This window comes from Acetobacter vaccinii (assembly GCF_008365315.1).
In the GTDB taxonomy this organism is placed as follows: Bacteria; Pseudomonadota; Alphaproteobacteria; order Acetobacterales; family Acetobacteraceae; genus Acetobacter; species Acetobacter vaccinii.
In genome coordinates this window covers 1,567,638-1,592,711 of sequence record NZ_CP043506.1, presented here as the reverse complement: position 1 = coordinate 1,592,711, position 25,074 = coordinate 1,567,638, and the positions used below count along the sequence as shown (strand labels likewise).

General features: G+C 61.9%; 30 protein-coding genes and 2 tRNA genes. 16 read left to right on the top strand and 16 right to left on the bottom strand.

Going from position 1 to position 25,074, the window contains the following annotated elements; genetic code table 11:
• Positions 1-6: 6 nt before the first annotated feature.
• The 9 genes from FLP30_RS07210 to FLP30_RS07170 all read right to left on the bottom strand — a co-directional run bounded on the left by FLP30_RS07210 (position 7) and on the right by FLP30_RS07170 (position 5,795).
• Positions 7-684 (bottom strand): GltB/FmdC/FwdC-like GXGXG domain-containing protein, encoded by a 678-nt coding sequence (locus tag FLP30_RS07210; RefSeq protein ID WP_149279210.1) that lies wholly within the window; start codon positions 682-684, stop codon positions 7-9.
• 15 nt (positions 685-699) lie between these two features.
• Entirely contained in the window at positions 700-1,599 is a 900-nt protein-coding gene (locus FLP30_RS07205; protein ID WP_149279209.1) for a class II glutamine amidotransferase, read from the bottom strand.
• 107 nt (positions 1,600-1,706) lie between these two features.
• On the bottom strand, positions 1,707-2,375 hold the full coding sequence (locus tag FLP30_RS07200; protein WP_210419260.1) for a helix-turn-helix domain-containing protein: 669 nt from the start codon (positions 2,373-2,375) through the stop codon (positions 1,707-1,709).
• A gap of 124 nt (positions 2,376-2,499) precedes the next feature.
• On the bottom strand, positions 2,500-3,015 hold the full coding sequence (locus FLP30_RS07195) for a disulfide bond formation protein B (RefSeq protein WP_149279207.1): 516 nt from the start codon (positions 3,013-3,015) through the stop codon (positions 2,500-2,502).
• A gap of 40 nt (positions 3,016-3,055) precedes the next feature.
• On the bottom strand, positions 3,056-3,796 hold the full coding sequence (gene otsB / locus FLP30_RS07190; protein ID WP_210419259.1) for a trehalose-phosphatase: 741 nt from the start codon (positions 3,794-3,796) through the stop codon (positions 3,056-3,058).
• A gap of 109 nt (positions 3,797-3,905) precedes the next feature.
• The gene (locus tag FLP30_RS07185; protein WP_149279205.1) at positions 3,906-4,574 is read right to left on the bottom strand and encodes a DUF2155 domain-containing protein; all 669 of its coding nucleotides are present in this window, start codon (positions 4,572-4,574) and stop codon (positions 3,906-3,908) included.
• Positions 4,571-4,783: a hypothetical protein gene (locus FLP30_RS07180; protein ID WP_149279204.1), complete on the bottom strand. Its 213-nt coding sequence runs from the start codon at positions 4,781-4,783 to the stop codon at positions 4,571-4,573. Before FLP30_RS07180 ends, FLP30_RS07185 begins: the two co-directional genes overlap by 4 nt.
• Positions 4,784-4,826: 43 nt before the next feature.
• The gene (mlaD, locus tag FLP30_RS07175; RefSeq protein ID WP_149279203.1) at positions 4,827-5,369 is read right to left on the bottom strand and encodes an outer membrane lipid asymmetry maintenance protein MlaD; all 543 of its coding nucleotides are present in this window, start codon (positions 5,367-5,369) and stop codon (positions 4,827-4,829) included.
• Between the two features lie 57 nt (positions 5,370-5,426).
• Positions 5,427-5,795, bottom strand: a complete 369-nt coding sequence (locus FLP30_RS07170; RefSeq protein ID WP_149279202.1) for an NADH-ubiquinone oxidoreductase subunit NDUFA12 family protein — start codon at positions 5,793-5,795, stop codon at positions 5,427-5,429.
• 186 nt (positions 5,796-5,981) lie between these two features.
• On the opposite strand from FLP30_RS07170, the gene FLP30_RS07165 reads away from it, so the two are divergent.
• The 5 genes from FLP30_RS07165 (at position 5,982) to FLP30_RS07145 (ending at position 11,182) form a co-directional block, all read left to right on the top strand.
• Complete coding sequence (locus tag FLP30_RS07165) at positions 5,982-7,610, top strand: TSCPD domain-containing protein (protein ID WP_246856456.1); 1,629 nt, start codon at positions 5,982-5,984, stop codon at positions 7,608-7,610.
• Positions 7,607-8,071 (top strand): RidA family protein, encoded by a 465-nt coding sequence (locus FLP30_RS07160; RefSeq protein ID WP_210419353.1) that lies wholly within the window; start codon positions 7,607-7,609, stop codon positions 8,069-8,071. The genes FLP30_RS07165 and FLP30_RS07160 overlap by 4 nt, the downstream gene beginning before the upstream one ends.
• A gap of 32 nt (positions 8,072-8,103) precedes the next feature.
• On the top strand, positions 8,104-9,264 hold the full coding sequence (locus tag FLP30_RS07155) for a GNAT family N-acetyltransferase (RefSeq protein ID WP_149279200.1): 1,161 nt from the start codon (positions 8,104-8,106) through the stop codon (positions 9,262-9,264).
• A gap of 260 nt (positions 9,265-9,524) precedes the next feature.
• Positions 9,525-10,436 (top strand): bifunctional methylenetetrahydrofolate dehydrogenase/methenyltetrahydrofolate cyclohydrolase FolD, encoded by a 912-nt coding sequence (folD, locus tag FLP30_RS07150; protein ID WP_149279199.1) that lies wholly within the window; start codon positions 9,525-9,527, stop codon positions 10,434-10,436.
• Complete coding sequence (locus FLP30_RS07145; RefSeq protein ID WP_149279198.1) at positions 10,433-11,182, top strand: methylenetetrahydrofolate reductase; 750 nt, start codon at positions 10,433-10,435, stop codon at positions 11,180-11,182. Before folD ends, FLP30_RS07145 begins: the two co-directional genes overlap by 4 nt.
• 48 nt (positions 11,183-11,230) lie before the next feature.
• Here FLP30_RS07145 and FLP30_RS07140 read toward each other — a convergent pair whose 3' ends face one another.
• Positions 11,231-11,725 (bottom strand): kinase inhibitor, encoded by a 495-nt coding sequence (locus tag FLP30_RS07140; protein WP_149279197.1) that lies wholly within the window; start codon positions 11,723-11,725, stop codon positions 11,231-11,233.
• Positions 11,726-11,735: 10 nt separating this feature from the next.
• Complete coding sequence (locus FLP30_RS07135; RefSeq protein ID WP_149279196.1) at positions 11,736-11,948, bottom strand: hypothetical protein; 213 nt, start codon at positions 11,946-11,948, stop codon at positions 11,736-11,738.
• A 157-nt stretch (positions 11,949-12,105) separates the two neighbouring features.
• On the opposite strand from FLP30_RS07135, the gene queA reads away from it, so the two are divergent.
• From queA to FLP30_RS07100, 7 genes are all read left to right on the top strand, one after another.
• A complete protein-coding gene (queA, locus tag FLP30_RS07130; protein WP_149279195.1) occupies positions 12,106-13,182 on the top strand; it encodes a tRNA preQ1(34) S-adenosylmethionine ribosyltransferase-isomerase QueA in 1,077 nt (358 codons plus the stop codon).
• Entirely contained in the window at positions 13,182-14,342 is a 1,161-nt protein-coding gene (tgt, locus tag FLP30_RS07125; RefSeq protein ID WP_149280283.1) for a tRNA guanosine(34) transglycosylase Tgt, read from the top strand. The genes queA and tgt overlap by 1 nt, the downstream gene beginning before the upstream one ends.
• Before the next feature lie 9 nt (positions 14,343-14,351).
• Positions 14,352-15,431 carry a tRNA epoxyqueuosine(34) reductase QueG gene (gene queG / locus FLP30_RS07120; RefSeq protein WP_149279194.1) on the top strand — a complete coding sequence of 360 codons (1,080 nt, stop codon included), beginning with the start codon at positions 14,352-14,354 and terminating at the stop codon, positions 15,429-15,431.
• On the top strand, positions 15,428-15,658 hold the full coding sequence (locus FLP30_RS07115) for a ribbon-helix-helix domain-containing protein (RefSeq protein ID WP_149279193.1): 231 nt from the start codon (positions 15,428-15,430) through the stop codon (positions 15,656-15,658). Before queG ends, FLP30_RS07115 begins: the two co-directional genes overlap by 4 nt.
• Before the next feature lie 147 nt (positions 15,659-15,805).
• Complete coding sequence (locus FLP30_RS07110) at positions 15,806-16,633, top strand: TerB family tellurite resistance protein (RefSeq protein ID WP_149279192.1); 828 nt, start codon at positions 15,806-15,808, stop codon at positions 16,631-16,633.
• Between the two features lie 233 nt (positions 16,634-16,866).
• Positions 16,867-17,703 carry an MlaA family lipoprotein gene (locus FLP30_RS07105; protein ID WP_149279191.1) on the top strand — a complete coding sequence of 279 codons (837 nt, stop codon included), beginning with the start codon at positions 16,867-16,869 and terminating at the stop codon, positions 17,701-17,703.
• Positions 17,704-17,726: 23 nt separating this feature from the next.
• On the top strand, positions 17,727-18,356 hold the full coding sequence (locus tag FLP30_RS07100) for an MlaC/ttg2D family ABC transporter substrate-binding protein (RefSeq protein ID WP_149279190.1): 630 nt from the start codon (positions 17,727-17,729) through the stop codon (positions 18,354-18,356).
• Positions 18,357-18,466: 110 nt separating this feature from the next.
• Here FLP30_RS07100 and FLP30_RS07095 read toward each other — a convergent pair whose 3' ends face one another.
• From FLP30_RS07095 to FLP30_RS07085, 3 genes are all read right to left on the bottom strand, one after another.
• Positions 18,467-18,964 (bottom strand): GNAT family N-acetyltransferase, encoded by a 498-nt coding sequence (locus tag FLP30_RS07095; RefSeq protein ID WP_149279189.1) that lies wholly within the window; start codon positions 18,962-18,964, stop codon positions 18,467-18,469.
• A gap of 61 nt (positions 18,965-19,025) precedes the next feature.
• Positions 19,026-20,705 carry an energy-dependent translational throttle protein EttA gene (gene ettA, locus FLP30_RS07090; RefSeq protein ID WP_149279188.1) on the bottom strand — a complete coding sequence of 560 codons (1,680 nt, stop codon included), beginning with the start codon at positions 20,703-20,705 and terminating at the stop codon, positions 19,026-19,028.
• A 76-nt stretch (positions 20,706-20,781) separates the two neighbouring features.
• Positions 20,782-20,855 (bottom strand) — tRNA-Ile (locus FLP30_RS07085).
• A 161-nt stretch (positions 20,856-21,016) separates the two neighbouring features.
• Here FLP30_RS07085 and ppa point away from each other — a divergent pair.
• The 4 genes from ppa to FLP30_RS07065 all read left to right on the top strand — a co-directional run bounded on the left by ppa (position 21,017) and on the right by FLP30_RS07065 (position 23,444).
• Positions 21,017-21,544: an inorganic diphosphatase gene (ppa, locus tag FLP30_RS07080; RefSeq protein WP_149279187.1), complete on the top strand. Its 528-nt coding sequence runs from the start codon at positions 21,017-21,019 to the stop codon at positions 21,542-21,544.
• Between the two features lie 276 nt (positions 21,545-21,820).
• Complete coding sequence (locus FLP30_RS07075; RefSeq protein WP_456304225.1) at positions 21,821-22,561, top strand: DODA-type extradiol aromatic ring-opening family dioxygenase; 741 nt, start codon at positions 21,821-21,823, stop codon at positions 22,559-22,561.
• Between the two features lie 33 nt (positions 22,562-22,594).
• The gene (locus FLP30_RS07070) at positions 22,595-23,203 is read left to right on the top strand and encodes a YceI family protein (RefSeq protein WP_210419258.1); all 609 of its coding nucleotides are present in this window, start codon (positions 22,595-22,597) and stop codon (positions 23,201-23,203) included.
• Positions 23,204-23,367: 164 nt separating this feature from the next.
• Positions 23,368-23,444: transfer RNA gene (locus tag FLP30_RS07065), tRNA-Asp, on the top strand.
• Positions 23,445-23,661: 217 nt separating this feature from the next.
• On the opposite strand, the gene FLP30_RS07060 is transcribed toward FLP30_RS07065, so the two are convergent.
• Positions 23,662-24,192 carry a carboxymuconolactone decarboxylase family protein gene (locus FLP30_RS07060; protein ID WP_149279184.1) on the bottom strand — a complete coding sequence of 177 codons (531 nt, stop codon included), beginning with the start codon at positions 24,190-24,192 and terminating at the stop codon, positions 23,662-23,664.
• Between the two features lie 202 nt (positions 24,193-24,394).
• Positions 24,395-24,937, bottom strand: coding sequence for a peroxiredoxin (locus FLP30_RS07055; RefSeq protein WP_149279183.1), 543 nt, complete (start codon positions 24,935-24,937; stop codon positions 24,395-24,397).
• Positions 24,938-25,074 lie beyond the last annotated feature (137 nt).

Sequence of the window (25,074 nt, the reverse complement as noted above, 5' to 3'; positions counted from 1 at the left end):
ACACCCTCAGTACGCAGACGCGTTGTCAACATTGAAGTGATACAGCTTGCGGGCTGAACCATAGCGGCGGAAATCGTCAACCGTGTATTCGGTCACGCCTGCCTTTTGCAGCAGGGCCGACAGAATGTTGCGATCTTCGTCGGTCATTTCCTTCTGTTCGCAGTCAGCACCGGTGCTCTTGACTTCACCGCGTACGAAAATACGTGTTTCGTACAGGGAGTCTCCAAGAGCTTCACCCGCGTTGCCGCAGACAACAAGGTTGCCGCTCTGCGCCATAAAGGCACTCATGTGGCCGACAGAGCCGCGCACGACAATGTCCACACCTTTCATGGAAATGCCGCACCGTGCGCCTGCATCCCCGTCGATGACCAGCAGGCCACCATGGGCCGTGGCGCCAGCGCTCATGGACGCGCTGCCTTTGACATGGACGCTGCCGCTCATCATGTTTTCCGCAACGCCCTGACCGGCATTGCCGTTGATGACAACAGTGGCTTTCTGGTTCATGCCTGCGGCGTAATACCCGGCATGGCCTTCAATCGTCACGGACACCGGCTCAACCAGACCAACGGCCAGGGCATGACAGCCGTTGGGGTTAAGGACCGTCCATTCTGCACCGGCTTTTTCCGCCTGCAGGCTGCTGTTCAGTTCACGCAGCGTTGTTTTTTCCAGATCTATGCTCTGCATGGTTTTGCTCCCGCCTTACGCCGCATGTTCCCAGTGGTAGACACGCTGGGGCTCGGGTTCGAAAACCGTAGCGTGCTGGATGCCCGGCAGACCCGCGAAGGAACGGTATTCCGAAGCAAAGGCCACATAGTCGTCTGTTTCTGCCATAACGGCGGGCTTGCAGGCCACCGGGTCACGCAGAACAGCAAAACCGTCACGTGTGCCGACCACAAAAGTGTAGAAGCCGTCAAGATCGTTCAGAGAAGCCTTAAGAGCTTCATCCAGGCGCTCGCCCTTGGACAGACGCCAGGACAGGTAGCCAGCTGCCACTTCGGAGTCATTTTCGGTCTCGAAGGTCAGGCCTTCGCGCACCAGTTGACGACGCAGGGAGTTGTGGTTGGACAGCGAGCCATTGTGCACTAGGCACTGGTCGGGACCGGTGGAGAAAGGATGCGCACCAGCCACGGTCACGGCAGATTCTGTTGCCATACGTGTGTGACCGATAGCGTGTGTGCCTTGCATTTTCTCAAGACCAAAGCGCAGGGCTACATCTTCAGGCAGACCAACACCTTTGTAGAGCTCAATGCTTTCACCGCTGGATGCAAACGCAATGCCAGCCCCGAAAGCCGTTACATAGTCGCGCACTGCGGCGTCGTACTGTGCGGGGTAGGTCAGCACCACGTGGTCATAGCGCTTGTGCAAAGTGCCGGTGCCACCGATGAGTTCCAGAAAGCCAGCTTCAAACACGGCGATGACATCGTCAGAAACGCCGCGCACCGTAATTTTACGCACGCCGCTTTCCTGGCCGCCATAAATGGCAAAGCCAGCGCTGTCCGGACCACGTTCCGTCATGGTCTTGAGCATCTGGGACGTCAGACGCCCCAGTTCAGGCTGCAGTGCCCGATTTTTAAGAAACAGTCCAACGATGCCGCACATCGCACAACCTCCAAAGGAGTATCAGGTAATAAGCACATCCAATCAGGCATGCGGCGGCGAGTCAACGTAAAAGAATAAAACTTTCTTCTAAGGAAAATACACTCCGGTCAGTCCACCTGCCTCGGATACACGATTATCGAGAGGTAACTGATTGGTTTTTCAATACATTCTTCAGGACCATGCGGGGCGTGGCTATCAAACATCAATGTGTCGCCCGGCCCCATTTCGTACACCTCGTCCCCGTGTCGGTAGGTGACGCGGCCACTCAGCATGTAAATCATTTCGATTCCATCATGCCGGAAGCTGGCATAGGGCTGCGCATCGTCGCGCAGGGTAATCAGATAAGGCTCCAGCACCACAGGCCCGCTGAGCAAATGTCCAAGCAGGCTATAGCGATGTCCCGCCTTGGTGCCGCGCCGGTCTATGATGACCCCCTGCCCGGCCCGCACGAAGGAGCAGTCCCGTTGCTCCTCCGCAGTGGCAAACAACTGGCTGAGTGGCACGGTCAATGCCCGGCAGACCGCCTGCAATGTTGCGAGAGAAGGGGAAATCTGCCCGTTTTCAATTTTGGAGAGCATACCAAGGGAAATACCCGCAGCGGTTGCCAGGTCACTGCCGGTCAGTTCCGCCCGCCGCCGAAGCTGGCGGATCTGCGCCCCCAGGGATTCCTCCAGGGTCAGTTCCCGAACAGGGCTGGCCAGCGAACCCGTCGCCAGTTCCTCGGCGGTCTTGTCCAAAGCTTTCCGGGTGGCGGGTGAGCGCTTGGTAGGCGGCATTATACGGGGGTCTTTCCTGCTTGCAGACATTTCAGTCTTTTAAACAGAGACGCCCCCTGCAACGCAAATATGCAGGCCCCGATACGGGCAGAAAACCTGCCTTTTGCGGTTTTTACACCACGGCCTAGCGCATGAACCGCCGTGACGAACGTCGGCCACCAACCCCACCCACCAACACAACCACCAGCAGGGCAAGGGCATACAGTCCCCCCATGACTGTCATGGACACAGGCAGGCCGGGCACCAGATAGGTCGGCGCGTCACACGGTTTGGAGGGGAGCTTGGGCATGGAGGCCAGCCGTTCGGCCATGCTGTGCCCAAACACATGGGGCGCATGGCAGGACGGTAGCGGGCTGGGCCACCACCCCCACTCCACCCCTGCATGGCACAGGGTCAGCCCGATACTGGCCAGCAGCGGTACCACACACAGCCACAGCCAGAACCGCCCCCACTGCCAGGGAGAAAGCAGACCCAGCAGGCCCAGCCCTATGAGCACACGCCAGGGCCAACGCTCCCACAAGCACAGTTCACACGGCATAATGCCAAGCCCGTGCTCCACCACCCAGACAACAGCCAGCGCCAGCACGCCCCCCAAGCACAGCACGCCTGCAAGGAGCCGGTTTCGTCCATACTGGGTCATGCTCTTTCCCTTCTAGCGGGTATGAGGGGGCAATATGCGCTCAGCGTGCCGCAACCAGTGATGCCAGCCAGGCGCGGAAGACAGCCGGAGTGGGAAAATCTGCCGAAATACGAAAGCCCACACCCCCCAGTTGCCGCGCTGTCTGCACGCCTTCCTCGTCCGTGTGGTCGTCCCCCACGTAAACCGGCTTGCGCCCGACAAAGGGGGGAGCCTGCATGACCTGCGACACCGCGTAGCCTTTATCCACCCCGACAGGGCGGATTTCCCACATCATGTGGCCCGGCTGTAGCAGAAACTCGCCTTTGGATTCGCTAACCCAGCCTGCTGCGGCTGTCCGCAGCGTTGTCGCGGACTCGGGTGCTGCACGATAATGTAGGATCAGCCCGCCATCCTTATGCTCCAGCCGTGTGCCGGGCAGAGTGCCGACAAGGTCACGCGCACGGGCCAGCCAGTGCTGCGGCAAAGGAGGCAACGCCGCCCGCTCAATCGGGCCACCGGGCCGGTGCCGGATGGCAATGCCACGCTCACCCGCCACAGCAAAGGGAACATCCCCCAACAAGCGGTCAATCTCCTCAACCGGACGGCGGGAGATAATGGCCAGGGCATCCCCACAGGCTGCGCGCAGTTTGGCGAGGACATCTGTCAGGCCGGGGGGCACCACCACGTCATCCGCAGCCCGGACGGCATCGACAAGGGTGCCATCAAAATCCAGCAAAAATGCTGCTTCTGCCAAAGGCGGCACTGCAAACCGTGTTTCCCGCGAGCCTGAAAGACCAAACACCCTTAACCTCCTGTCTACACCCATGGCACCGCCGTCAGGTGCCTGACATTCCACCCCCTGCCTGCTTCAGGCCAACGCCTGCTGCGCCAGCCCTTGAGCAGGAGGCGGCCTAGTAAACCCCGCCGTTTTCTGGCGTGCCAGTGCCACCACCTGATGGGGCAGAAAACGGCACCGGCGCAGGCAGTGGTCGGGGCTGAGCCGCACCACCCCCAGACGGAGGCACCGGCAAGGGCTGCGCACCCTGCACTGGCGCAGGTCCGGCGGCAGGATCAGCCTGTCCTGCAGTCGATGACGCGGCCTGAGGCAGAGTCGGCACAACGGGCTGGGGCAACGGTGGCAGGCCGGGCGGCGTATCCTCCCCTTCGCACTGCACCATCCGCACATCGTAAACAGGGCTTTCAAACACCCCGAGCGATGGCTCGGCTGCCAGCATCCAGCCACGAAACACCGCACCATTGGGCAGCGTGTCCTGAATATCCAGCCAGGCTGCGGCATCGGGCGACAAGGTGGGCGGGCGTTGCAGACACCGGCTGGCTGTCACCGTCAGGCCCTTGTAGTGGCCTGCCGTGCCGACAGGGATTTTCAGCTCCTCGACATGAGAGTCCAGCTTGTCGAGCACCCGTACAACAGCCGTTCCCTTACCCTGCCATGTGCCCGGCGGATACATGGCGGGCGGAGCCAGCGCCGTTGCCTGTGCCCAGGCCATGGCAGGCAGCAACGCCCCCGCAGCCACACCCGCACAGGCGACCGTACGCAACCGCGCAACAACGCCCCTCATACGCCCACCTTGGGGGTTTGCAGGCCCGCCACCAGTTGCTGCAACCTGTCGCGCATTACCTGTTCGCTCACGCCCATAAGAACGGCATCCTCAAACGCATCTGTCAGCACCTGCCGAACATCCTGCCAGTTTTCTTCCAGAACACGCAGTTTTTCGTGGCATGACACGGGTTGGCCGTCATCCTGCGGCCAGATCTGCAACGCATCCATGGGCACCCTGTACTCCCCTGCTTGTGGCATGACCAGCCAGTTTTCAGTGTGTGGGCAGGTCTGCCCCTGGGGTGGCCGGGCCACCATGCGGGGTATCCTTGCTGGCGCGGGTCAGCGTGTCGGTGACGGAGAAAATGAACTTGCTCAGCAACTGCTCAAGGCTGATGGACCCCTGGGTCTGGGTGACCGTCGCACCGGGCTTGAGGTTGGTATCATCCCCGCCAGGGGACAGGGCAATATATTTGCCGCCCAGCAGGCTGTCGCTGGTGATAATGGCTGCTGTGTCGTCAGAAAGCCGGATATCGGGGCGCACGGTAAAGGTCACATGCGCCTTGTAGGTTTTGGGGTCGACAGTTTCGGCCACAACCGTGCCGACAGTCACCCCGGCCAGCCGCACATCGGACCCGACATCCAACCCGTCGATATGGCCAAAATCGGCATTCAGCCGGTAGCCGACGCTATCGGTTTTCTGCCCCTTGTCCAGCACTGTCGCTGCCAGCATGGCTGCCAGAACACACAACACGGCCCCCCCGGTCAGAAGTTCCGCCGTGCTGCGCCGTGATTTTTCAACCGATGCCAAAGCCATAAAGCCACCCGTATTCCCTGTTCGAGTTCACACCCTTAGCAGGGAACGCACGGCAAATCACGCCTCGGGGGACCAGGCCTCGTAATCACCCGTGGCGGGCGGGTGCTTGCCGGTGGCGTACAGGCTGCCCTCCGGCCTGTAGGACGCGGATGTTCCGGTCATGTTGGCCTGGTGCGGCAACTGCCAGGGTTTGCGCTCGTCCTGCGGGATCGGTGCATCAAGCGTGTGGTGCAGCCAGCCCCACCATTCAGCCGGGACGGCAGAGGCATCTTCCCCTTTCAGGTAGATCACCCAGCGTTCAGGCCGCAGGACACCCCCGCCCACGCGGGCCGGACCTGTGGATTCGTAGTAGCTGCGGCCATCGGCATCCTTGCCAACCAGCCGCCCTTTCCGGCGCGTATGCAGCCATGTTCCGAAGTTTGCCATGCCTGTATGATAGAACTCCCGCCTTCTGTGCGTCCATGATTTTATCGCATGGAGCCCCAGCGCCCGCGCAGGTGTGATGGGCGGAGAAGTTATCCCCCATATCCTCGTTTTGCAGGGTGATAACCGGGTCCGCACCCCCTCCAAACCGGGTTACGCCCACAAGGATGGTGGCAGTAACATACCGGTATGACAACAGCCCAACGCCATTGGAACGGTGTGCTGATGAGCACACTGGAAGCCGCGGCCGACCCGGACGCGCCCCTTCGTTCCGTCACCCTGCCCGCCGAGTGGGATGCCGGGGCGGCGTCCGCTCTTGCGCGCCTTGTCCCCGGTGATACCGCCATAGACCTGCCAAGCCTGACAGCAGACTGGCTGGGCACGCTGGCCCCTGATGAAGGGACTGCGCGCTCGCTCGTCTGGCTGCTGCTGACCCGCCAGGCCGCACCGACCGAGCCTGTCTGGCATGGCGCGTTTGACCGCAGGGCGGGGTTTGTCCTCAATCTGGCGGCCTTCGTCTCCCCTGGGGAAGGGTTTGCCGCACGCACCTTTGTGGCGGCCCTGCGGCTGATCTGCTCTGTCCTGCGCCACACGGCACAGGTCACCGCGGACCAGCGCAATGGTGAACTGCCACTGCCCGACCTATTTACCCCTCCGGCCAGCGGCACCACACCCTCTGCCACCCCGGCTGAGGCTGGCACAGTCCTGCTGACCAATCTGGACGCCTGTCTGGCTGGAGTCGGTCTGGACTATGACAGTGAGGATGGCCGTGCCGCCGCCTGTGCCATTACGGCACTGGCCACGCTGGCCGCCCATACCGGACGTGGCCCCGAAGCCCTGCCCCTGCCGCCTGTCCGCACGGTCCTGCCCGGCCTTGGGGAAACCTTGCGCGCAGTCTGGAACGAGGCCGCTGTTGTCACTGAAAACCCTCTGGCTGCGGTAGAGACCGGCTTTTCCACCCCCAACCCGGTTGATGGTATTCTGGGTGTTGAAGCATGCGGGCTTGCCCCGGTTTTCTCCATGCTCAACCCCGATGGCCGTCTGGCAGACAGCACCCGCCAACGGCTGGAACTGCGCGGCTTTACGCCCGAGACAGCCCTGGCCGCCGCTCTGGCAGGGGAAACCGTACTGCCCCAGCCCAGCCCGACAGCTCACCTGGCCATGTATCGGGCGCTGACAGGCTTTGTGGACCGTATGCCCGCCCGTCCGGAAACCTTCTCCACCTCCAACCGCATGCGGCTGGAGCGGGGCAAGCGCCGGGTCCTGTCCACCCGGCATGGCGGCTTTACGCAGAAAACCACAATCGCCGGGCACCGCCTGTTCATGCGGACAGGCGAATATGAAGACGGCACCCTGGGCGAGCTGGCACTGACCCCCACGCGTGAGAGCGGGATGGTGCGCGGACTTATGGAAAGCTTTGGTGAGGCCGTGAGCATCGGCCTGCAATATGGCGCGCCGCTGGAAGCCTTTGTGGAAAACTTTGCCTATTCCTGCTTTGGCCCTGCTGGCACGGTGGAGGGCGACCCCGTAGCCTCCTACGCCACCTCCATGCTGGACTATGTTTTCCGCGCCCTGTCCGACAGCTACCTTGGCCGCCGCCTGCCCGATGGGCCTTATCAGGACCGGCCAAACGACCCCGACCCGCTGCTGCCCATGGACCTGCCAGAACTTGACCAGACAGGCGGGAATGGTACCTCATCGGTGCGCAAACATCGTATCCTGCGGCTGGTCAGCCAGACACCAGACCCGTCGGCCCAGCCCGAAGACACCGAACCCGGCACACCGCCGGACACCCATGTCCAAAGGAAAATACCCTGATGAGCACCCCCGAATCCCGCCTGGCGGCCCTCAACATTACCCTGCCCACACCCGCCGTCCCGGTCGCCAATTACGTGGCTTACGTGCAAAGCGGGTCGCTGCTGGTTGTGTCCGGCCAGTTGCCGCTGCTGGATGGCAAGCTGTTTGCCACCGGCAAGCTGGGCGATAGCGTTGCGGTGGAAACAGCGGTGGAAGCCGCGCGTTACAGCATGATCAATGTTATTGCCCAGGTGCGGGCTGCTGTGGGCGACCTGTCTCGCGTCAAGCGTGTTGTGCGGCTGGGTGGCTTTATTGCCTGCACGCCTGCATTTACAGCCCATGCCTCCGTTATGAATGGGGCCTCCGACCTGGCGGTTGACGTGTTTGGTGATGCCGGGCGCCATGCCCGTTCGACCGTTGGTGTGCCGTCCCTGCCGCTGGACGCCCCGGTCGAGGTGGAAGGCCTGTTCGAAATCGCCTGAAACCATACCACCCCGCGCAGGAAAGGCCCGCCATGGCTGACTGGTCCATGACGCTGCATGCCAGCATCCACGACATCCCCGCAGACCAGTGGGATGCCTGCGCGGGGTCAGACAATCCTTTTGTCAGCCATGCATTCCTCTCCGCATTGGAAGATAGCGGGTCAGTCTGCCGGGAAACCGGCTGGCTGCCCCGGCATGTGCGCCTGCAAGCCCCCGATGGCACGCTGGCCGCCCTCTGCCCGGCTTATATGAAAGGCCATTCCTGGGGGGAATATGTTTTCGACCAGGGCTGGGCCCGAGCCTTTGAGGCCGCAGGGGGCGACTACTACCCCAAGCTCCAGGTGGCAGTGCCCTTTACACCCGCCACCGGCCCGCGCCTGCTGTGCCACCCCGATGCCCCAGCCCAGACCCGCGCCACCATGGCCGATGCCCTGCGGGGGCTCTGCGCCCAGACCGGTCTGTCATCCGCCCATGTCACCTTTTGCGAGCAGGACGACAGCAACACGCTGACAGACAGGGGGTGGCTGCCACGACTGGGGTTGCAGTTCCACTGGACCAACAACGACTACACCTGTTTTGACGATTTTCTGGCAACGCTTTCGTCCCGCAAGCGCAAAGCCATCCGGCGGGAACGGCGGGATGCCAATGCGGCCGGGCTGACATTTTCCACCCTCTGCGGCACAGCCATAACCCCGGCGGACTGGCAGGCTTTTTACGGGTTTTATACCGACACCATCGACCGCAAGTGGGGGAGTGCTTATCTGACCCCCGCGTTCTTCCCCCTCCTGTCCGAACGGCTGGGCGACAAGGTGGTGCTGATGCTTGCGCGCGACGGCACAACCCCGGTGGCTGCAGCCCTGAACCTGCGCGGCACAGACACGCTGTTTGGCCGTAACTGGGGGTGCCGGGGGGACTGGCCGTTTCTCCACTTCGAACTGTGTTATTACCGGGCGATCGACTTTGCCATTGCCAACGGGCTGAAACGGGTGGAGGCCGGGGCACAGGGCGAACACAAAATCCAGCGTGGCTACCTGCCCGTGCCCACCCATTCCGCCCACTGGCTGGAAAATCCTGGCCTGCGGACTGCGGTTGCAACCTTTCTGGATGCCGAGCGTGCCGACATTCTGGCGCAAGCCGAGGCACTACGGGCACTGTCCCCCTATCGGCAGGAAAACGGGCAGGATGCCGACTAAAGCGGCAACCCCAAAGCAGACCCGCGCAATACCCTGCAAGTTTCCAGTAGCCTTGGGGGAAGCTTTTCCCAAAAAACCTCAGAGACCATCACTGCCCTGAAAAAAGGTGATACCCCAAAAACACGCTCTCCCTCCAAACCCTGGCAGGCACCAGAATCAGCGGCTGGCGGCCACCAGCATTGTCGAACAGCGTTTTTTTGCGTATGCCCCGCGGGACATCTCTTACCCTTTTCACGCACGATAAAACGGCGGCAGGACTGATGAACAGCACATCTTCCCCCCTTACTTCCGACCATCAGGCAATCCTGATCAACGGCAAGGCCCATGCCGCCACGCTGCGCCATCGCATCCGCGAGGACGTGCTGGCCTTTCATGACAGGCATGGCGTGACCCCTGGGCTTGCGGTCATTCTGGTCGGCAACGACCCGGCCAGCGAGGTCTATGTCCGCAACAAGGCCATCCAGACCCACCATGCGGGCATGCGCTCCTTCATGCACATGCTGCCCGAGACCACGTCCGAGACAGAACTGCTCGACCTGATCGAGCGGCTGAACAACGACGCCGCCATCCACGGTATTCTGGTCCAGCTCCCCCTGCCTGCGGGTATTGATGCGCGGCGCGTGACCAATGCCATCCAGCCGGAAAAAGATGTGGACGGGCTGGGTGAGGTCAACGCCGGGCGTCTGGCCATGAACCTGCCCGGCATTGTGCCCTGCACGCCACTGGGCTGCCTGCTGCTGCTGCGCGACCAGTTGGGGGACATGAAAGGCCAGCATGCCGTGGTCATCGGCTGCTCCAACCTTGTGGGCAAGCCGCTGGCCATGCTGCTGCTGGCCGAGGGCTGCACTGTCTCGATCGCCCATATCCACACGCGCGACACAGCAGCACTGGCGCGGCAGGCCGATATTCTGGTCGTAGCCACCGGCTGCCGTGAACTGGTGCGGGGGGACTGGATCAAACCCGGTGCAACAATCATTGACGTGGGCATTACCCGCGCCCAGACACCCGATGGCAAGACCCGTCTAGTCGGTGACGTAGCGTTTGATGAAGCCGTGCAGGTCGCAGGCCGCATTACCCCCGTGCCCGGCGGTGTAGGCCCCATGACCATTGCCTGCCTGCTGGAAAACACCCTGACCGCGGCCCGCATGCAGGTGGGAGAAACCCCGTCATGAGCTTGGCCCGCCTTTCGGTCGAACTGGTCCCCCGCTCGGCGGAAGCCCTGCTGGAGGAGGTACACGCTGTCCGCACGCTCATGCCTGCGGCGGATACGCTCAACGTGCCTGACCTGACCCGCTTCCCCCTGCGCAGCTGGGAGGCCGCACGGCTGGCGCAGCCTGTCTACGGGCGGGTTATCCCGCATATCCGCGCGATCGACATAGCACCTGATGCCCCACTGCCCGGTGCGGACCAGCCAGACCTGCAGGAAATCCTGATTGTCCACGGCGACCCACCCGCCGACCTGTCACGCAGGACATACCCCAACAGCACGGAAAGCGTGATCCGCCGTTACCGGCGTGAAGCCCCGCACCTGCGCCTTTACGCAGCCTTTGACCCCTACCGCCGCGCCCCTTGGCAGGAGCTGGAGGACGTGGCCCGCAAGAAGGAGGCCGGGGCCAGCGGCTTTTTCACGCAGCCGGTTTTTGACCGCAGGCTGTTTGACCTGTGCCGGGAATGGATGCGGGACGAGTGTGTGTTCTGGGGGCTTTGCCCCGTCATAGGCCCGCGCTCGCGCTCCTATTGGGAAACCACCAACCACGTTGTGTTCCCGCATGACTTCTCACCCACGCTGGACGCAAACATCGCCTTTGCCAGTGCGGTGCTGAAAGAACTCTCTGATGATGCGGGGCATGCGTATCTTATGCCCGTGCGCGTCAAGCTGGAGCAGTATCTGCCCCCGCTGATGGCAAGCCTGACGTAACTTAAAGCACCTGCCACGTATGGTGTCACACGTGGCAGGCAACGCCCACTAACGGGCTACGCCACCATACAGGGCTGTCAGCCTTGCGGCAGCCAGTTGATGGTGGTGGACCATAAAGCCCACCAAAGCCGGGCTGGAATCAGCCGTGACATCCAGACTGGGCACATCCAGCGCATAGACGGTAAATACATACCGGTGCAGGTGCCCCGGCGGTGGCGCTGCCCCGCCATAGCCCGGCGCACCAAAATCGGTACGGACCTGCAAAGCACCCTCCGGCAGGCCACCCTTGCCCGACCCGGCCCCTTCGGGAACACTGGTCACAGTGGGGGGAATATTCACCACCACCCAGTGCCACCAGCCTGATCCTGTAGGAGCGTCCGGGTCATAGGCGGTAATGACAAAGCTCTTTGTCCCTTCGGGCGCGCCTTGCCAGTGCAGTGCGGGGGACAAATTAGCCCCTGACTGCCCCATGCCATTGTATACCTGTGCCTGTGGCAGAATCTGCCCGGTTTCAAACCCCGGGCTTGTCAGCACAAAAGCCATGACAGCCCCCTTACCAGTTACGGCTGATCAGCCAGAATTCCTCCGATGTCAGGGTCACGCCCTGGCTGGAGTCGGCAGCCGCACTGGCCAGAGCCTCAATCCGTTCGATCATGATGACCTTGCGCACATGGGCTTCCGATGCCTCATCAGCCTGCTTGAGAACGCCGAGCGAAACCCCGGCAGCCTTGGCAACGCGGGCCGCGTCGAGCAGAGCATAGGACATGTGTTTTCTCCTTATGGGTTATCCTGCCAGCGGCATGGCGCTGGCATGTATGGGGCGGAGTCTGGCCCTGTCCGCCCTGCGCTTCAAGCCCCAGGAGCATAGACGCCCGTATTCCCTCTGGCCTTGCCGAGGGTGATTGCGTAAACCCGGCCACATCATGAGCGACCGCACAGAAGACTTTGACTTCCACCTGCCCGAAAGCCTGATCGCGCAGGAACCCGCCCGCCCGCGTGAGGCCGCGCGCCTGCTGGACGCCAGCAGCCCAGACGCGCTGGCAGACCGCCATGTGCGCGACCTGCCCGGCCTGCTGCGTGCGGGAGACCTGCTGGTTGCCAACGATACCGCCGTTATTCGCGCCCAGTTGCAGGCCCGCCGGGGGGAGGCCCATATTGGCATTACCCTGGACCAGATCCGGCCCGACGGCGCCTGGCATGTGCTGGCACGCAATGCCCGCCGCCTGAAGGTGGGTGATACCCTGACATTCTCCGGCACGGACGTAACCGCCAGTGTGCAGGCGCTGGAAGACGGGGGCGGGGCTGTCCTGCATTTTTCAGCCCAGGGTGATGCGTTTGACCAGTTCCTGCTGGCGGCCGGGGCGCTGGCGCTGCCCCCGTATATCCACCGCCCCCATGGCCCCACCCAGCGTGACGCCCAAGATTACGCCACCATTTTTGAGCGCGCCCGCGGGGCTGTCGCAGCCCCCACGGCAGGGCTGCACTTTACCCCCGCCCTGCTGGACGCCGTTGACGCCACAGGCGCGCAGCGCCGCACCCTGACGCTGCATGTCGGGGCGGGTACCTTCCTGCCCGTGCGGGATGACGACATCTCCCGCCACCGCATGCACTCCGAACGAGGGGTTATCACGCAGGAAACGGCCGATGCCATCAACGCCACCCGCAAGACAGGCGGGCGGATTATTGCAATCGGCACCACAACCCTGCGGCTTTTGGAAAGTGCGGCCGATACCAATGGCATCGTCCACCCCTTTGAGGGCGAGACCGCCATTTTTATCCGCCCTGGCTACCGTTTCCGCGCGGTGGATATGCTGATGACCAATTTCCACCTGCCGCGCTCAACCCTGTTCATGCTGGTTTCCGCCTTTGCGGGGGTTGAGCGCGCACGCCAGATTTACACCCATGCTGTCACCCATGGGTACCGCTTCTATTCCTACGGCGATGCCTGCCTGCTGCGCTGCGCCAGCCCCCTTGATGCCCCCTGCACCGGAGCCAGATGATGACCCGTTTCCACTGGACCTGCGAAAGCACTGACGGCGCGGCCCGCGCAGGCACCCTGCACACCGCCCACGGCCCTGTGCAGACCCCCACCTTCATGCCTGTCGGCACGGTTGGCACGGTCAAGGCCATGACGATGGATGCCGTGCGCTCAACCGGGGCGGGAATTGTGCTGGGCAATACCTACCACCTCATGCTGCGGCCTGGGGCAGAGCGGGTGCGCGCACTGGGCGGGTTGCACCGCTTTATGGACTGGAGCGGCCCGATCCTGACCGATTCGGGGGGCTTTCAGGTCATGTCCCTTGGTGCACTGCGCAAGCTGGACCAGGACGGCGTGACCTTTCGCTCCCATATTGATGGGTCGGAGCACCGGCTGACCCCCGAAAGCTCGACCGACATCCAGCATGCGCTCGATGCCACCATCACCATGTGTTTTGATGAATGTCCGGCCCTACCCGCCCCGCCCGAGGCCATTGCGGCGTCCATGCGCCTGTCCATGCGCTGGGCCGCCCGCTCGCGCGAGGCTTATGTCCAGCGGGAAGGCTACGGCCAGTTCGGCATTGTGCAGGGCGGGACCGAGGCCGACCTGCGGGCAGAAAGTGTGGCCGCGCTGACCAACATCGGCTTTGAGGGCTATGCCATCGGCGGGCTGGCCGTGGGCGAAGGGCAGGAACTCATGTTCGCCACCCTGGACACCACCACCCCACTGATGCCCCAGGACAAACCCCGCTATCTGATGGGCGTTGGCACGCCTGACGACCTGCTGGGCAGCGTTATGCGGGGGGTGGACATGTTCGACTGTGTCATGCCCACCCGCGCGGGCCGCACGGCGCGGGCCTATACGGAACGCGGCACGCTGAACCTGCGTAACGCCCGCCACGCGACCGATTCCCGCCCTATTTCCCCCCATTGTGACTGTCTGGCCTGCACGCGCCACAGCCGCGCTTACCTGCACCACCTGTTCCGCTCGAACGAAATCCTCGGCCCCATGCTGCTGACATGGCATAATCTGGCCTATTACCAGCGCCTGATGCGCCAGATCCGCCAAGCCATTGTGCAGGGGCAGCTCAATACCCTGGCCCAGACCCTGCGCGCCGGGTGGCAGGCGGAAGACTGGACGGAGGATGAAATGCCCCAGCCCGCCATCCCCCCCGTGCCATAACAGCAGCCGATGACAGGGCAGCCCCCCGACAACACCAGACTGGCTGCGAGAATCCGCGACAAGGCATTTGCTCTGGGGTTTGACGCCATAGGCTTTTGCCCTGCGGCACTGGGGCCGGAGGTGGGCCAGCGGCTGCGCGACTTTCTGGACAACGGCTACCATGGGGAAATGGGGTGGCTGGCTGACAGGGTGGAGCAGCGCAGCCAGCCCACCGGCCTGTGGCCCCAGGCCCGCAGTATCATTGCCCTTGGGGTCTCCTACGCGCCGCAGGGTGACCCGCTGGCAACATTGCAGCGGCCCGACTGCGGCAATATTTCGGTCTATGCCCGCAACCGGGACTATCATGACCTCGTCAAAGGCATGCTCAAGCATCTTGCCCAATTTGTTGTGCAGGCCGGGCGACAGCAGGCAGGGCAAACGCATGATGTCAAAGTGTTTGTCGATACCGCGCCCGTGGCAGAAAAACCTCTGGCGGCACAGGCTGGGCTTGGCTGGCAGGGCAAACACACCAATCTGGTATCCCGCCAGCAGGGAAGCTGGCTGTTTCTGGGCGAGATTTATACCACGCTGGACCTCCCGCCCTCTCCCCCATCCGGCGGGGGGTGCGGCAGTTGCACCCGCTGCCTGCAAGCCTGCCCGACCGATGCTTTTCCCAGCCCTTACAAGCTTGATGCCCGCCGCTGCGTTGCCTACCTGACCATCGAACACGCAGGCCCCATACCAGAACCACTGCGCCCCCTGATCGGCACCCGCATTTATGGGTGTGACGACTGCCTGGCCGTATGCCCCTGGAATCGCTTTGCCCGGGCCTCCACCCACACCAAGCTGCACCCACGGGAGGAGCTGATCGCCCCGCAACTGGCCATGTTAAGCCAGCTTGATGATGCGGCCTTTCGCACTTTCTTTTCCGGCTCCCCCATAAAGCGGATCGGGCGCAACCGCTTTATGCGCAATGTATTGATCGCCATTGGTAATTCGGGCCTGCCAGAATTGCGCCCCCATGCCGCCGCGCTGCTGACAGACCCGGACCCTATCGTGGCCGAGGCCGCGCACTGGGCGCTGCATCGCCTTGGAGAGCTGCTGGAATGAGCGCACACCTGAAAAAACGCACCCTGATGCTGGCAGGCCACGACACCAGCGTGGCGCTGGAGCCCGAGTTCTGGGCCACTCTGGCGGAAATGGCGCTGCAACAGGCGCTCCCCCTGCCCCAGCTTGTCACCCAGATCGACGCCGCACGCGGGCCCGAACAGTCCCTGGCCTCCACCTTGCGGGTCCATGCCCTGCGCTGGGCCAGACAGGCTCCGCCCGCAGACTGACACCCCTACCCGCCGCCATACACACCCTTGCTGCCGGGATTTTGAAACCACCCGCCCCACAGCACACAAGCCCGTGCATTCCTGTTGCCCCACCCACGCGGCACTCTGCATTTGGGCCAACGGACAGAGCGTGGTAAGAAAACAGACATGGCTATATGGGGTAAACTTTTTGGTGGTGTGGCCGGTTTTGCCATGGGCGGGCCGGTAGGGGCCGCACTGGGTGCAGCCCTTGGCCACGCTGCGGACAATGGCACGCTGCTGAACGCCCCGACCGGTGGCTGGAGCGACCGCTGGGCCTCGCGCGAGCGGCCAGACCCCAGTGGGGCCGCCACCTTTATTGCGGCCAAACTGGCTGCCGCCATGGGCAAAAAGGAACAGCTCTACGGGCTGACCTGCGTGATCCTGAGCGCCAAGCTGGCCAAGTGCGATGCGCCGGTCAACCGCAAGGAAATCAACGCTTTCAAAGCCCGTTTTCAGGTCCCGCCCGAAAACATGCGCGAACTGGGCCGCCTGTTTGACATGGCCCGCCAACGCACGGACGATTACGAAGCCTTTGCGCGCGAACTGGGGCAGGCCTACGGGGCCGATACCCCCCCGCTGGAAGACCTGCTGGGTATTCTGTTCACCATTGCGCGGGCCGACCTTGAGCCGGGCGAACCCCTGGCCCCGGAGGAAGAAAAATTCCTGCGTCGGGTGCATGCGCTGTTTGGCCTTGGCCGTGGCGCATGGGACAGGGCTGAACAGGGCCGTGCCCGCGCCAGCATGGCCGAGAACGACGCCTATACCATTCTGGGTGTCAGCACATCGCTGTCCAACGAGGAACTGCGCGCGCACTGGAAGTCCCTGGTGCGCCAGCACCACCCCGACGTGCTGGCCGCCCGCAATGCCAGCCCGCAGGAGATCGAGGCTGCCTCGGTCCGTATTTCTTCCATCAATGCGGCATGGGACATTATCAAACGTGACCGCGGCCTCTGACCGCCCTTATCAGAGGGGATCAGAGTGCGGCTTTCTGGCAACAGGACGGACCAAAACACCACCACGCCCCTTATAAGCCCCCTTTTGGCAGGGATATTTCTGCCCCCCATACCCTCATGCAGAGAAGCCCTGCCATTGCGTGTGGCGTTTCTCATGCTAGAGAAAACAGCAGTAACAGGTCGGCCCGCAGCTTCTGCACGGCGTGGTCGCATAGCACAAAGGTAACGGCGACGATGATTTCAGGACGGAACGGCTCTCGGCTCCGCCCGCGCACGCAGGCGCGGGAAGGTTCCCCCGCATTGCACCGTTCCCGCCTGGGAAGACTCTGCCTGACCCTGATGCTGGCTGGCACCACCGCAGGGTGCAGCGCCATCAAGGCCCCCGTCCCCACGGACCCCGATGCCCTGGCCGAATACAAAGCCGCCAACGACCCCTACGAACCGCTGAACCGCATGACCTTCAGAATGACCATGAAGGTGGATAAATACGCCCTTAAGCCCGTTGCCCGGGCCTATGTGTGGTCAGTCCCGCGTGCGGTCCGCAATTCGCTGGGCAACATGATCACGACCATGAATGAACCGTCCGTGTTCTTCAACGACGTGGGGGCAGGCAAGCCACGCCGGGCGGGCGACTCCTTCGCGCGGTGGTGTATCAACATGACTGTCGGGATCGGCGGGTTGATCGACGTTGCCAAAATGGCGGGCTTTCCCCACCATGACAACGACGCAGGCCTGACCCTGGCCAACTGGGGCATTTCCTCCGGGCCATACCTGTTCCTGCCCATGGGTCCGTCCTCCTTCCGTGATGGAATCGGTTACGGGATTGATCAGGGCCTGTCCCCGTGGAACTATGTCCCGCGTGGTTATGGGCTGATCAGCTTCAACTGGGCTTACAACATGTTTGGCGTCATTCAGGGCCGTTCCGAACATCTGGACGACCTGGACGCCCTTGAGCGCGATGCGCTCGACCCCTACGCCACCATCCGAAGCGCCTACCAGCAGCAGCGCAAAGCCCAGGCCGAGGCGATCAAGAATGATCACCGCGCCACGGTGCCTGCCTGGTACCAGTAACAACAACACAAGGTAGCGCAGATATGACCTTTCTTGTCGGCCGTCGTACTCTCCTGAGCGTACTGGCCGTGGGGTGTGCTGGCTTTATGGCCGCTGTACCCGCGCGTGCCGCGCAGAGCGCAAAAGCTTTTATCCAGACGTTCGGCGACCAGCTTGTCACAATCGTCAACAGCCCTGTGAGTCTGGCGGAAAAAAAGCAGAAGGTGCTGCCTCTTGTGCAGCAGAACGTCGATATTGACGGGATCGGCCGCTACTGCCTGGGCCGCTACTGGAAAGTAGCCACACCGGAACAGAAAAGCCGTTACCTCAGCCTGTTCCATCAGGTGCTTGTTAACGCCATTACCGACAAGCTGGGCGAATATCGCGGTGTCAGCTTTACCATCGGTGGGGTGAGCAAGAACGGGGATGATGACGCCGTGGACGCGACTCTTGTCCGCCCGCAGCAGCCTCCCGCGACCATGCAGTGGATTGTCGGCTACCAGTCCGGCAGCCCCAAGGTGGTGGATGTGATTGGGGAAGGTGCAAGCCTGCGCCTGACACAGCGCAATGACTACTCCGCCTTTGTCGCCCGCAACGGCGGCAGTGTGGATACCCTGCTCAAAGCCCTGCAGAAGCAGCTTGACCACCACACACAGGCTGCCACGAACAACTAAGGCCTAAGCCCGCCCAGACGCCACAGCATCCCTTTAAACAGGATGTCAGGCAGTGCGGGCAAAGGTTGGACTATAAAAGGGCGCTCCCCGCCATGGGAAGCGCCCTTTTGCTATCCGCGGATACTCTCGTACACTTCCATCACCTGCCCGTTACGGGTGAAGCTGTCGGTGTGGCGCATGCCTATGCTGCCCAGGATCGTGCGGGAGGCCAGATTATTTTCCGCTGCCACAGCCACAACCCGGCGCATGCCCGCATCATGCGCAACGTTAAGGGCCGCATTCGCAGCCTCACGCGCGAGGCCACGCCCACTGGCCCAGGGGAACAGGGCAAACCGTAGCCCAAAGCCCCTGCCATCCGGTCGGTCATGCAGGCCGGTCATGCCCACAAAACGTCCGTTTTCCTGTATGGTAAAAATGCCAACGCGGTGACAGGCCCAGAAGGCAATGTCATCCGCCATTTCACGCTCGGCCTGCTGGCGGGTACAGACCCCGCCGAGCATACGCCCAAAAGCCCCGCTGTCGGCCTTGAGCCGGGCCATGTCCTCTATGTCGGACCAGCGGACAGGCTGGAGTACCAGCCTTGGTGTTCTGACAGAGCGAATATCCATGCCTCAGCCCCCTTCCCCACAGCGTTGCAGGCCATGCGGGAACGGGACCACGGCAGGCCGGTTAGCGGGCCAGTGGGCGGTAGCGGATACGGCTGGGCTCGGTCGCATCCGGGCCAAGGCGACGGCGTTTGTCTTCCTCATAAGCCTGGAAGTTACCCTCAAACCACTCAACGTGGGAGTCACCCTCGAACGCAAGGATATGCGTTGCCAGACGGTCAAGGAACCAGCGGTCATGCGAGATCACAACCGCGCAGCCGGGGAATTCCGCCAAGGCGTCTTCCAGCGCGCGCAGGGTGTCAACGTCAAGGTCGTTGGTCGGTTCGTCAAGCAGGATGACGTTGCTTTCCTGCCGCAGCATCTTGGCCAGATGCACGCGGTTACGCTCACCACCGGACAGCACGCCGACCTTTTTCTGCTGGTCGGAGCCCTTGAAGTTGAACGCCCCGACATAGGCGCGTGACGGCACGGCACGCTTGCCAAGGTAGATCACGTCTGTCCCGCCGGAAATTTCTTCCCACACCGTGCGGTTGGCATCCAGGTCATCACGGGACTGGTCAACATAGCCCAGCTTGACCGTGTCACCCATCCGCAGTGCGCCCGAGTCGGGTGTTTCCTGCCCGATGATCATCTTGAACAGGGTGGACTTACCCGCACCGTTGGGGCCGATAACACCGACAATGCCACCGGGGGGCAGCTTGAAGTTGAGGTTGTCAATGAGCAGGCGGTCACCATAGCCTTTGCTCAGGTTTTCCGCCTCGATCACGGTGCCACCCAGACGCGGGCCAGGGGGGATGACAATGTCAGCCACACCACCAACCTTGTCAGCACTGGCAGCCAGCATTTCCTCATACTTGGCAATACGTGCCTTGCTCTTGGTCTGGCGGGCTTTGGGGCTGGCGTTAATCCAGTCCTGTTCCGCTGCAAGGGCACGCTGGCGGGCGCTCTCTTCCTTTTCTTCCTGGGCCAGACGCTTGCGCTTCTGGGTCAGCCAGGCGGAGTAGTTGCCCTCAAACGGGATGCCGCGCCCACGTTCGATTTCCAGAATCCAGTTGGTGACGTTGTCGAGGAAGTAACGGTCATGGGTAATGACCATCACCGTGCCATCGTAGTCACGCAGAGTTTTTTCCAGCCAGGCAACGCTTTCGGCGTCGAGGTGGTTGGTCGGTTCGTCAAGCAGCAGCAGTTCTGGCTTTTCCAGCAGCAGGCGGCACAGGGCCACGCGCCGGGCTTCCCCGCCCGAAAGCTTGTCCACCGGGCTGTTGGCAGGCGGGCAGCGCAGGGCGTCCAGCGCGATTTCCAGCTTGCGGTCCAGTTCCCAGCCATCACCGGCGTCAATTTTTTCCTGCAGTTCGGCCTGTTCGGCCAGCAGGGCTGTCATTTCCTCGTCGTCCATGGGTTCGGCGAAGCGGGCAGAAATTTCGTTAAAGCGGTCAACCGCTTTCTTGAGGTCACCAAACCCCAGGGCAACGTTTTCACCCACGGTCAGGGCCGGGTCCAGCCGGGGCTCCTGCTCCAGGTAGCCCACGCGCACACCTTCGGCCGCCCAGGCCTCGCCACCATATTCCTTGTCCAGACCGGCCATGATCTTGAGCAGCGTGGACTTACCCGCACCGTTCACACCCAGGATACCGATCTTGGCACCCGGCATGAAGGACAGGGTAATGCCTTTGAAGACCTCACGCCCACCCGGATAGGACTTTGTCAGGTCCTTCATCACATAGACGTATTGATAGGATGCCATGATGACGAGCCCCCGAAAGATATGAATGGACGGTAAAGACAGACCCGCAGGCAACCGCCACAGAGTGGCCAGCGCCTGCGCCCGGCAGGACTTGAACCCGCAACCAAGCCGTTATGAGCGGCCCGCTCTAACCAATTGAGCTACGGGCGCGCAGGCGGTTTCCTGATTACGCAACCTGAGCCATTTGGCAAGGGTATAGCACACGAAAATCCTCCACAGAGGCACTTTCGTGCCCTCTCTCTTGGCAAGTGCCGGGCAGGCGGATAGGGTCGGACGCATTTTCAATGTCCATTTATAGTGGAGCCTGTCTCATGGACGTTTCAAAACTTTCCGCTGGCAAGGACGTTCCGTCCGACATCAATGTCGTTATCGAGATCCCGCAGGGCTCTTCCGTCAAATACGAAATCGACAAGGAAAGCGGTGCCCTTGTGGTTGACCGCTTCCTGTTTACGCCCATGGCCTACCCGACGGCCTATGGCTTTATCCCCAACACGCTGGCCGCCGATGGCGACCCGACGGACGCTCTGGTGCTGACCCCCACCAACGTGATCCCCGGCTGCGTGATCCGCGCCCGGCCGATTGGCGTGCTGAAGATGGAAGACGAATCCGGTCAGGACGAAAAAATCATCTGCGTGCCGCACGACAAGGTGCACCCGGAATACAGCAAGGTTGCCACCGTGGACGACCTGCCCGAAATCACCGTCAAGGCGATCGAGCACTTCTTCACCCGCTACAAGGACCTTGAAAAAGGCAAGTGGGTGAAGGTGACAGGCTGGGGCACCAAGGAAGAAGCGGGCGAATTTATCGTCAAGGCTCTGGAAGCCGCCAAAGCCAAATAAGTCAGGCCAGCCGGTGGCGGGATGACCCAGGGTCGCCCGCCACCGGCCCCCTGCCCTCGCACCCATGGTGTGAGATATCTTCCGCACAACGCGGATTATCATCCCCCCACTTTACCCGCACAGTCCAAGCCGCACCTCATCACGGCAAGGATAACGGCCATGACCGCCAGCGGGCAGCCTTTTGCAGCCTCTGCCCCCCATCCCCACAACAGCGAACAGACCGCCCAAAGGCAGCCTGTCCTGTTTATCCCCCATGGGGGCGGTCCGTGCTTTTTCATGGACTGGCCCGGCACATGGGACACCATGGCGCAGTTTCTGCGTGACCTGAGCACACGCCTGCCCCGCAAGCCAGACGCCATTGTGGTTGTTTCCGGCCATTGGGAAGAAGCCGTGCCTACGGTCACAGCATCGGCCCAGCCCGCGCTGATATACGATTACTATGGCTTTCCACCCCATACCTATGAGCTGAAATACCCAGCCCCAGGCGCGCCTGATGTTGCACGCGCGATCCGCCTGCTGTTGCAGGAAAACGGACTGCCGTCCGCCCAGGATGACACACGCGGGCTGGACCATGGGGTGTTCATCCCCTTCATGCTGGCTTTTCCTGATGCCGATATTCCGGTGGTTGAGCTGTCCCTGCGGACAGACATGGACCCCCAGGCCCATATTGCCATAGGCCGCGCCATCGCCCCGCTGCGGGACCGCAATATCCTGATTGTTGGCACGGGCATGTCCTACCACAATCTGCGGCACTTTATGTCTGGCTCCCCCACCACCAATCAGGCCGCGCAGGATTTTGACACATGGCTGGCCACGGCCACCTGTGCCCCTGCGCCCGAACGCGACCGGCTGCTGACCCACTGGGACACCGCCCCCGGCGCACGGGTGAGCCACCCCAGAGAGGAACACCTGCTGCCGCTGATGGTGGCCGCAGGTGCCGCTGGCCCAGATCAGGGCCAGCGCATTTATGCCGACACCGTGCTGGGCAAGCCCCTTTCGGGCTTTCAGTTCGGCTAACGCCCCCGTTTTGCAACCCAAGGAGTTTTTTTGATGACATCCATGACATCCCGCCTGGCCATTGCCACACTCGGACTGGCGCTGAGCGTTTCCGCAGCACATGCTGCCCCGGCCTTCCCCAGTGTTGAAAGCGGCCACTACGCTGTGGAACCCGGCCATACGCAGGTCACGTTCTCGGTGCTGCACATTGGCTTTACCAACTACTCCGGCCTGTTCTCCAACGTGTCGGGCAGCCTGGACCTGAACAGCGCACACCCTGAAAAATCGAAGCTGGATGTCACCATCCCCGTCAGCAGCGTGCAGACAACAAGCTCGGTCCTGACCGGAGAACTGAAGGAAGCCAACTGGCTGGACGCCACGCAGTTCCCCAACGCCACGTTTGTATCCACCCAGGTTGTTCCCACCGGCAAGGGCACGGCTGACATCAAGGGCAACTTTACGCTGCATGGCGTGACCAAGCCTGTCACGCTGCATGCCCGCTATATCGGCTCTGGCGTGAATCCGCTGGACAAGGCCTACACGGTCGGTTTTGAAGCCACAGGCACCATCCAGCGCAGCCAGTACGGCATCAAGACCTATCTGCCCATGATCGGTGACGATGTGACGCTGAGCATTGCGGGCGCGTTTGAAAAAGCCAAATAAGGCATTTCTTATCAATCGCTTATGGCGGTAGTCCGCGGTTTTTTCGGACTATCGCCATAAAAAATCATTTTCGTGCTTTTTTTCGCGTTTACCCTGTTGCCAAGCCAAAAAAATTCATTATAAAGCCACACATACCGGCGCACATGAGAATGAACGCCGAGAACGCGGGTGTAGCTCAGTTGGTTAGAGCGCCGGCCTGTCACGCCGGAGGTCGCGGGTTCGAGCCCCGTCACTCGCGCCACTTTCCTTTAAAATTTACTCTGTAACGGAAAGTGGCGCGACACTCCCTTTGAGCACTGTGTCACACACCAGCTTCCCCTACATACTGTTAAGTCCATACGCTCCAAGCACTGCCATGGCGTTTCTGCAAGACATGCGGATGCCCGCCACGGCCCCGGTCATGGACCGGCAGCGTGGCGACCCTCCTGCCCTCTACGGTCAGGCTACCCTGCGGGGCCTTAAGCCCCTTTCAGCGCATCCACTTCCTGCAAGGTTACAGCCACGGCATGCACCGTTGCGGCAATGCGGGCGGCTGTCTGCACAGCAGCACTACCAAGTTCTTCACGCACAATTTTCTCATGGCTGGTCACGCACAGGTCACAGCCGTTAATGGCGGAAACTGCCAGACACCACAGTTCGAAATCCGTCTTTTCAATGCCCGGATTACCGATCACGCTCATCCGCAACTGTGCGGGCATCTTGGCGTAATCACCACCGGCCATGTGCACAAAGCGGTAATAGATGTTGTTCATGCCCATAATGGCGGCGGCGGACTTGGCGGCGGCTAGCGCCTGCTCGGACAGCGCGCTGCCGAAATGGGCAACAACAGCCCGCGTTACCTCATCATTGCGCGACGCAATGGCAGAGGCCACGAACGTGCCTGCAAGCTGCTGCGGGTTGAGCGTGACGTCATTCGCCAAAGACCCGAGGTTCAGCCGCAGGTCCTTTGCGTAATCGGGGATACGATCCTTCAGGGAGTCGATGGACATAGCTTTATTGTCCTTCCTTGCAAGCGTTCGATTTCATGATGGAAGACCCCTGCCCGTGGCAGGTGGTGCATGGCCCCGAAGGGCGTGGTGGTGGCAGCGCCATCACACAGGGGCCATAGCCCCCAGCCCGTATGCGGCAGCCCTGGGCACCGACACCGGGGGTTCCCGGCGCGTTATCACGCCGGGAACGGTAGTGTCAGGCTCAGACCTTGATAAAGTCGTCGCCCTTCTTCCAGTTACAGGGGCACAGTTCGTCGCTCTGCAGACCGTCGAGAATACGGATGATTTCCTGCGGGTTACGACCAACCGACAGATCGTTCACAGAAACGTGACGGATCACGCCCTGCGGATCGACCACAAAGGTAGCGCGCAGGGCAACGCCCGCGTCACGCGCCAGCACGCCCGTGCCTTCTGTCAGCTCGCGCTTGATGTCAGCGAGCATGGCAATCGGCAGATCCTTCAGGTCGTCGTGGTGGAGACGCCAGTTCAGATGCACGAACTCGCTGTCGATGGACACACCGTAGACAACGGCGTCACGATCCGCGAATTCCTTGGAAAGCTTGCCAAAAGCCACGATTTCAGTCGGGCAGACAAAGGTGAAGTCCTTCGGCCAGAAGAACACGACCTTCCACTTGCCGGCATCTGTCTCGTCGGAAATCTGGACAAACTGCCCCTTCAGGCCTTCCGGGCCACCCGGAACGGCGGTCAGGTTGAAGCTGGGGAACTTATCGCCAACAGTAAGCATATGCTTGCTCCTTAACTAGACTGGCATTGTGTCTCCGACGCGACCCGCACCGGAGACTGCGTTGACATGTATGGCGCGGCTTTATCATTTAAGCCAATGAATATTTTATATAGGAATAATTGATTCGTTCGATGATT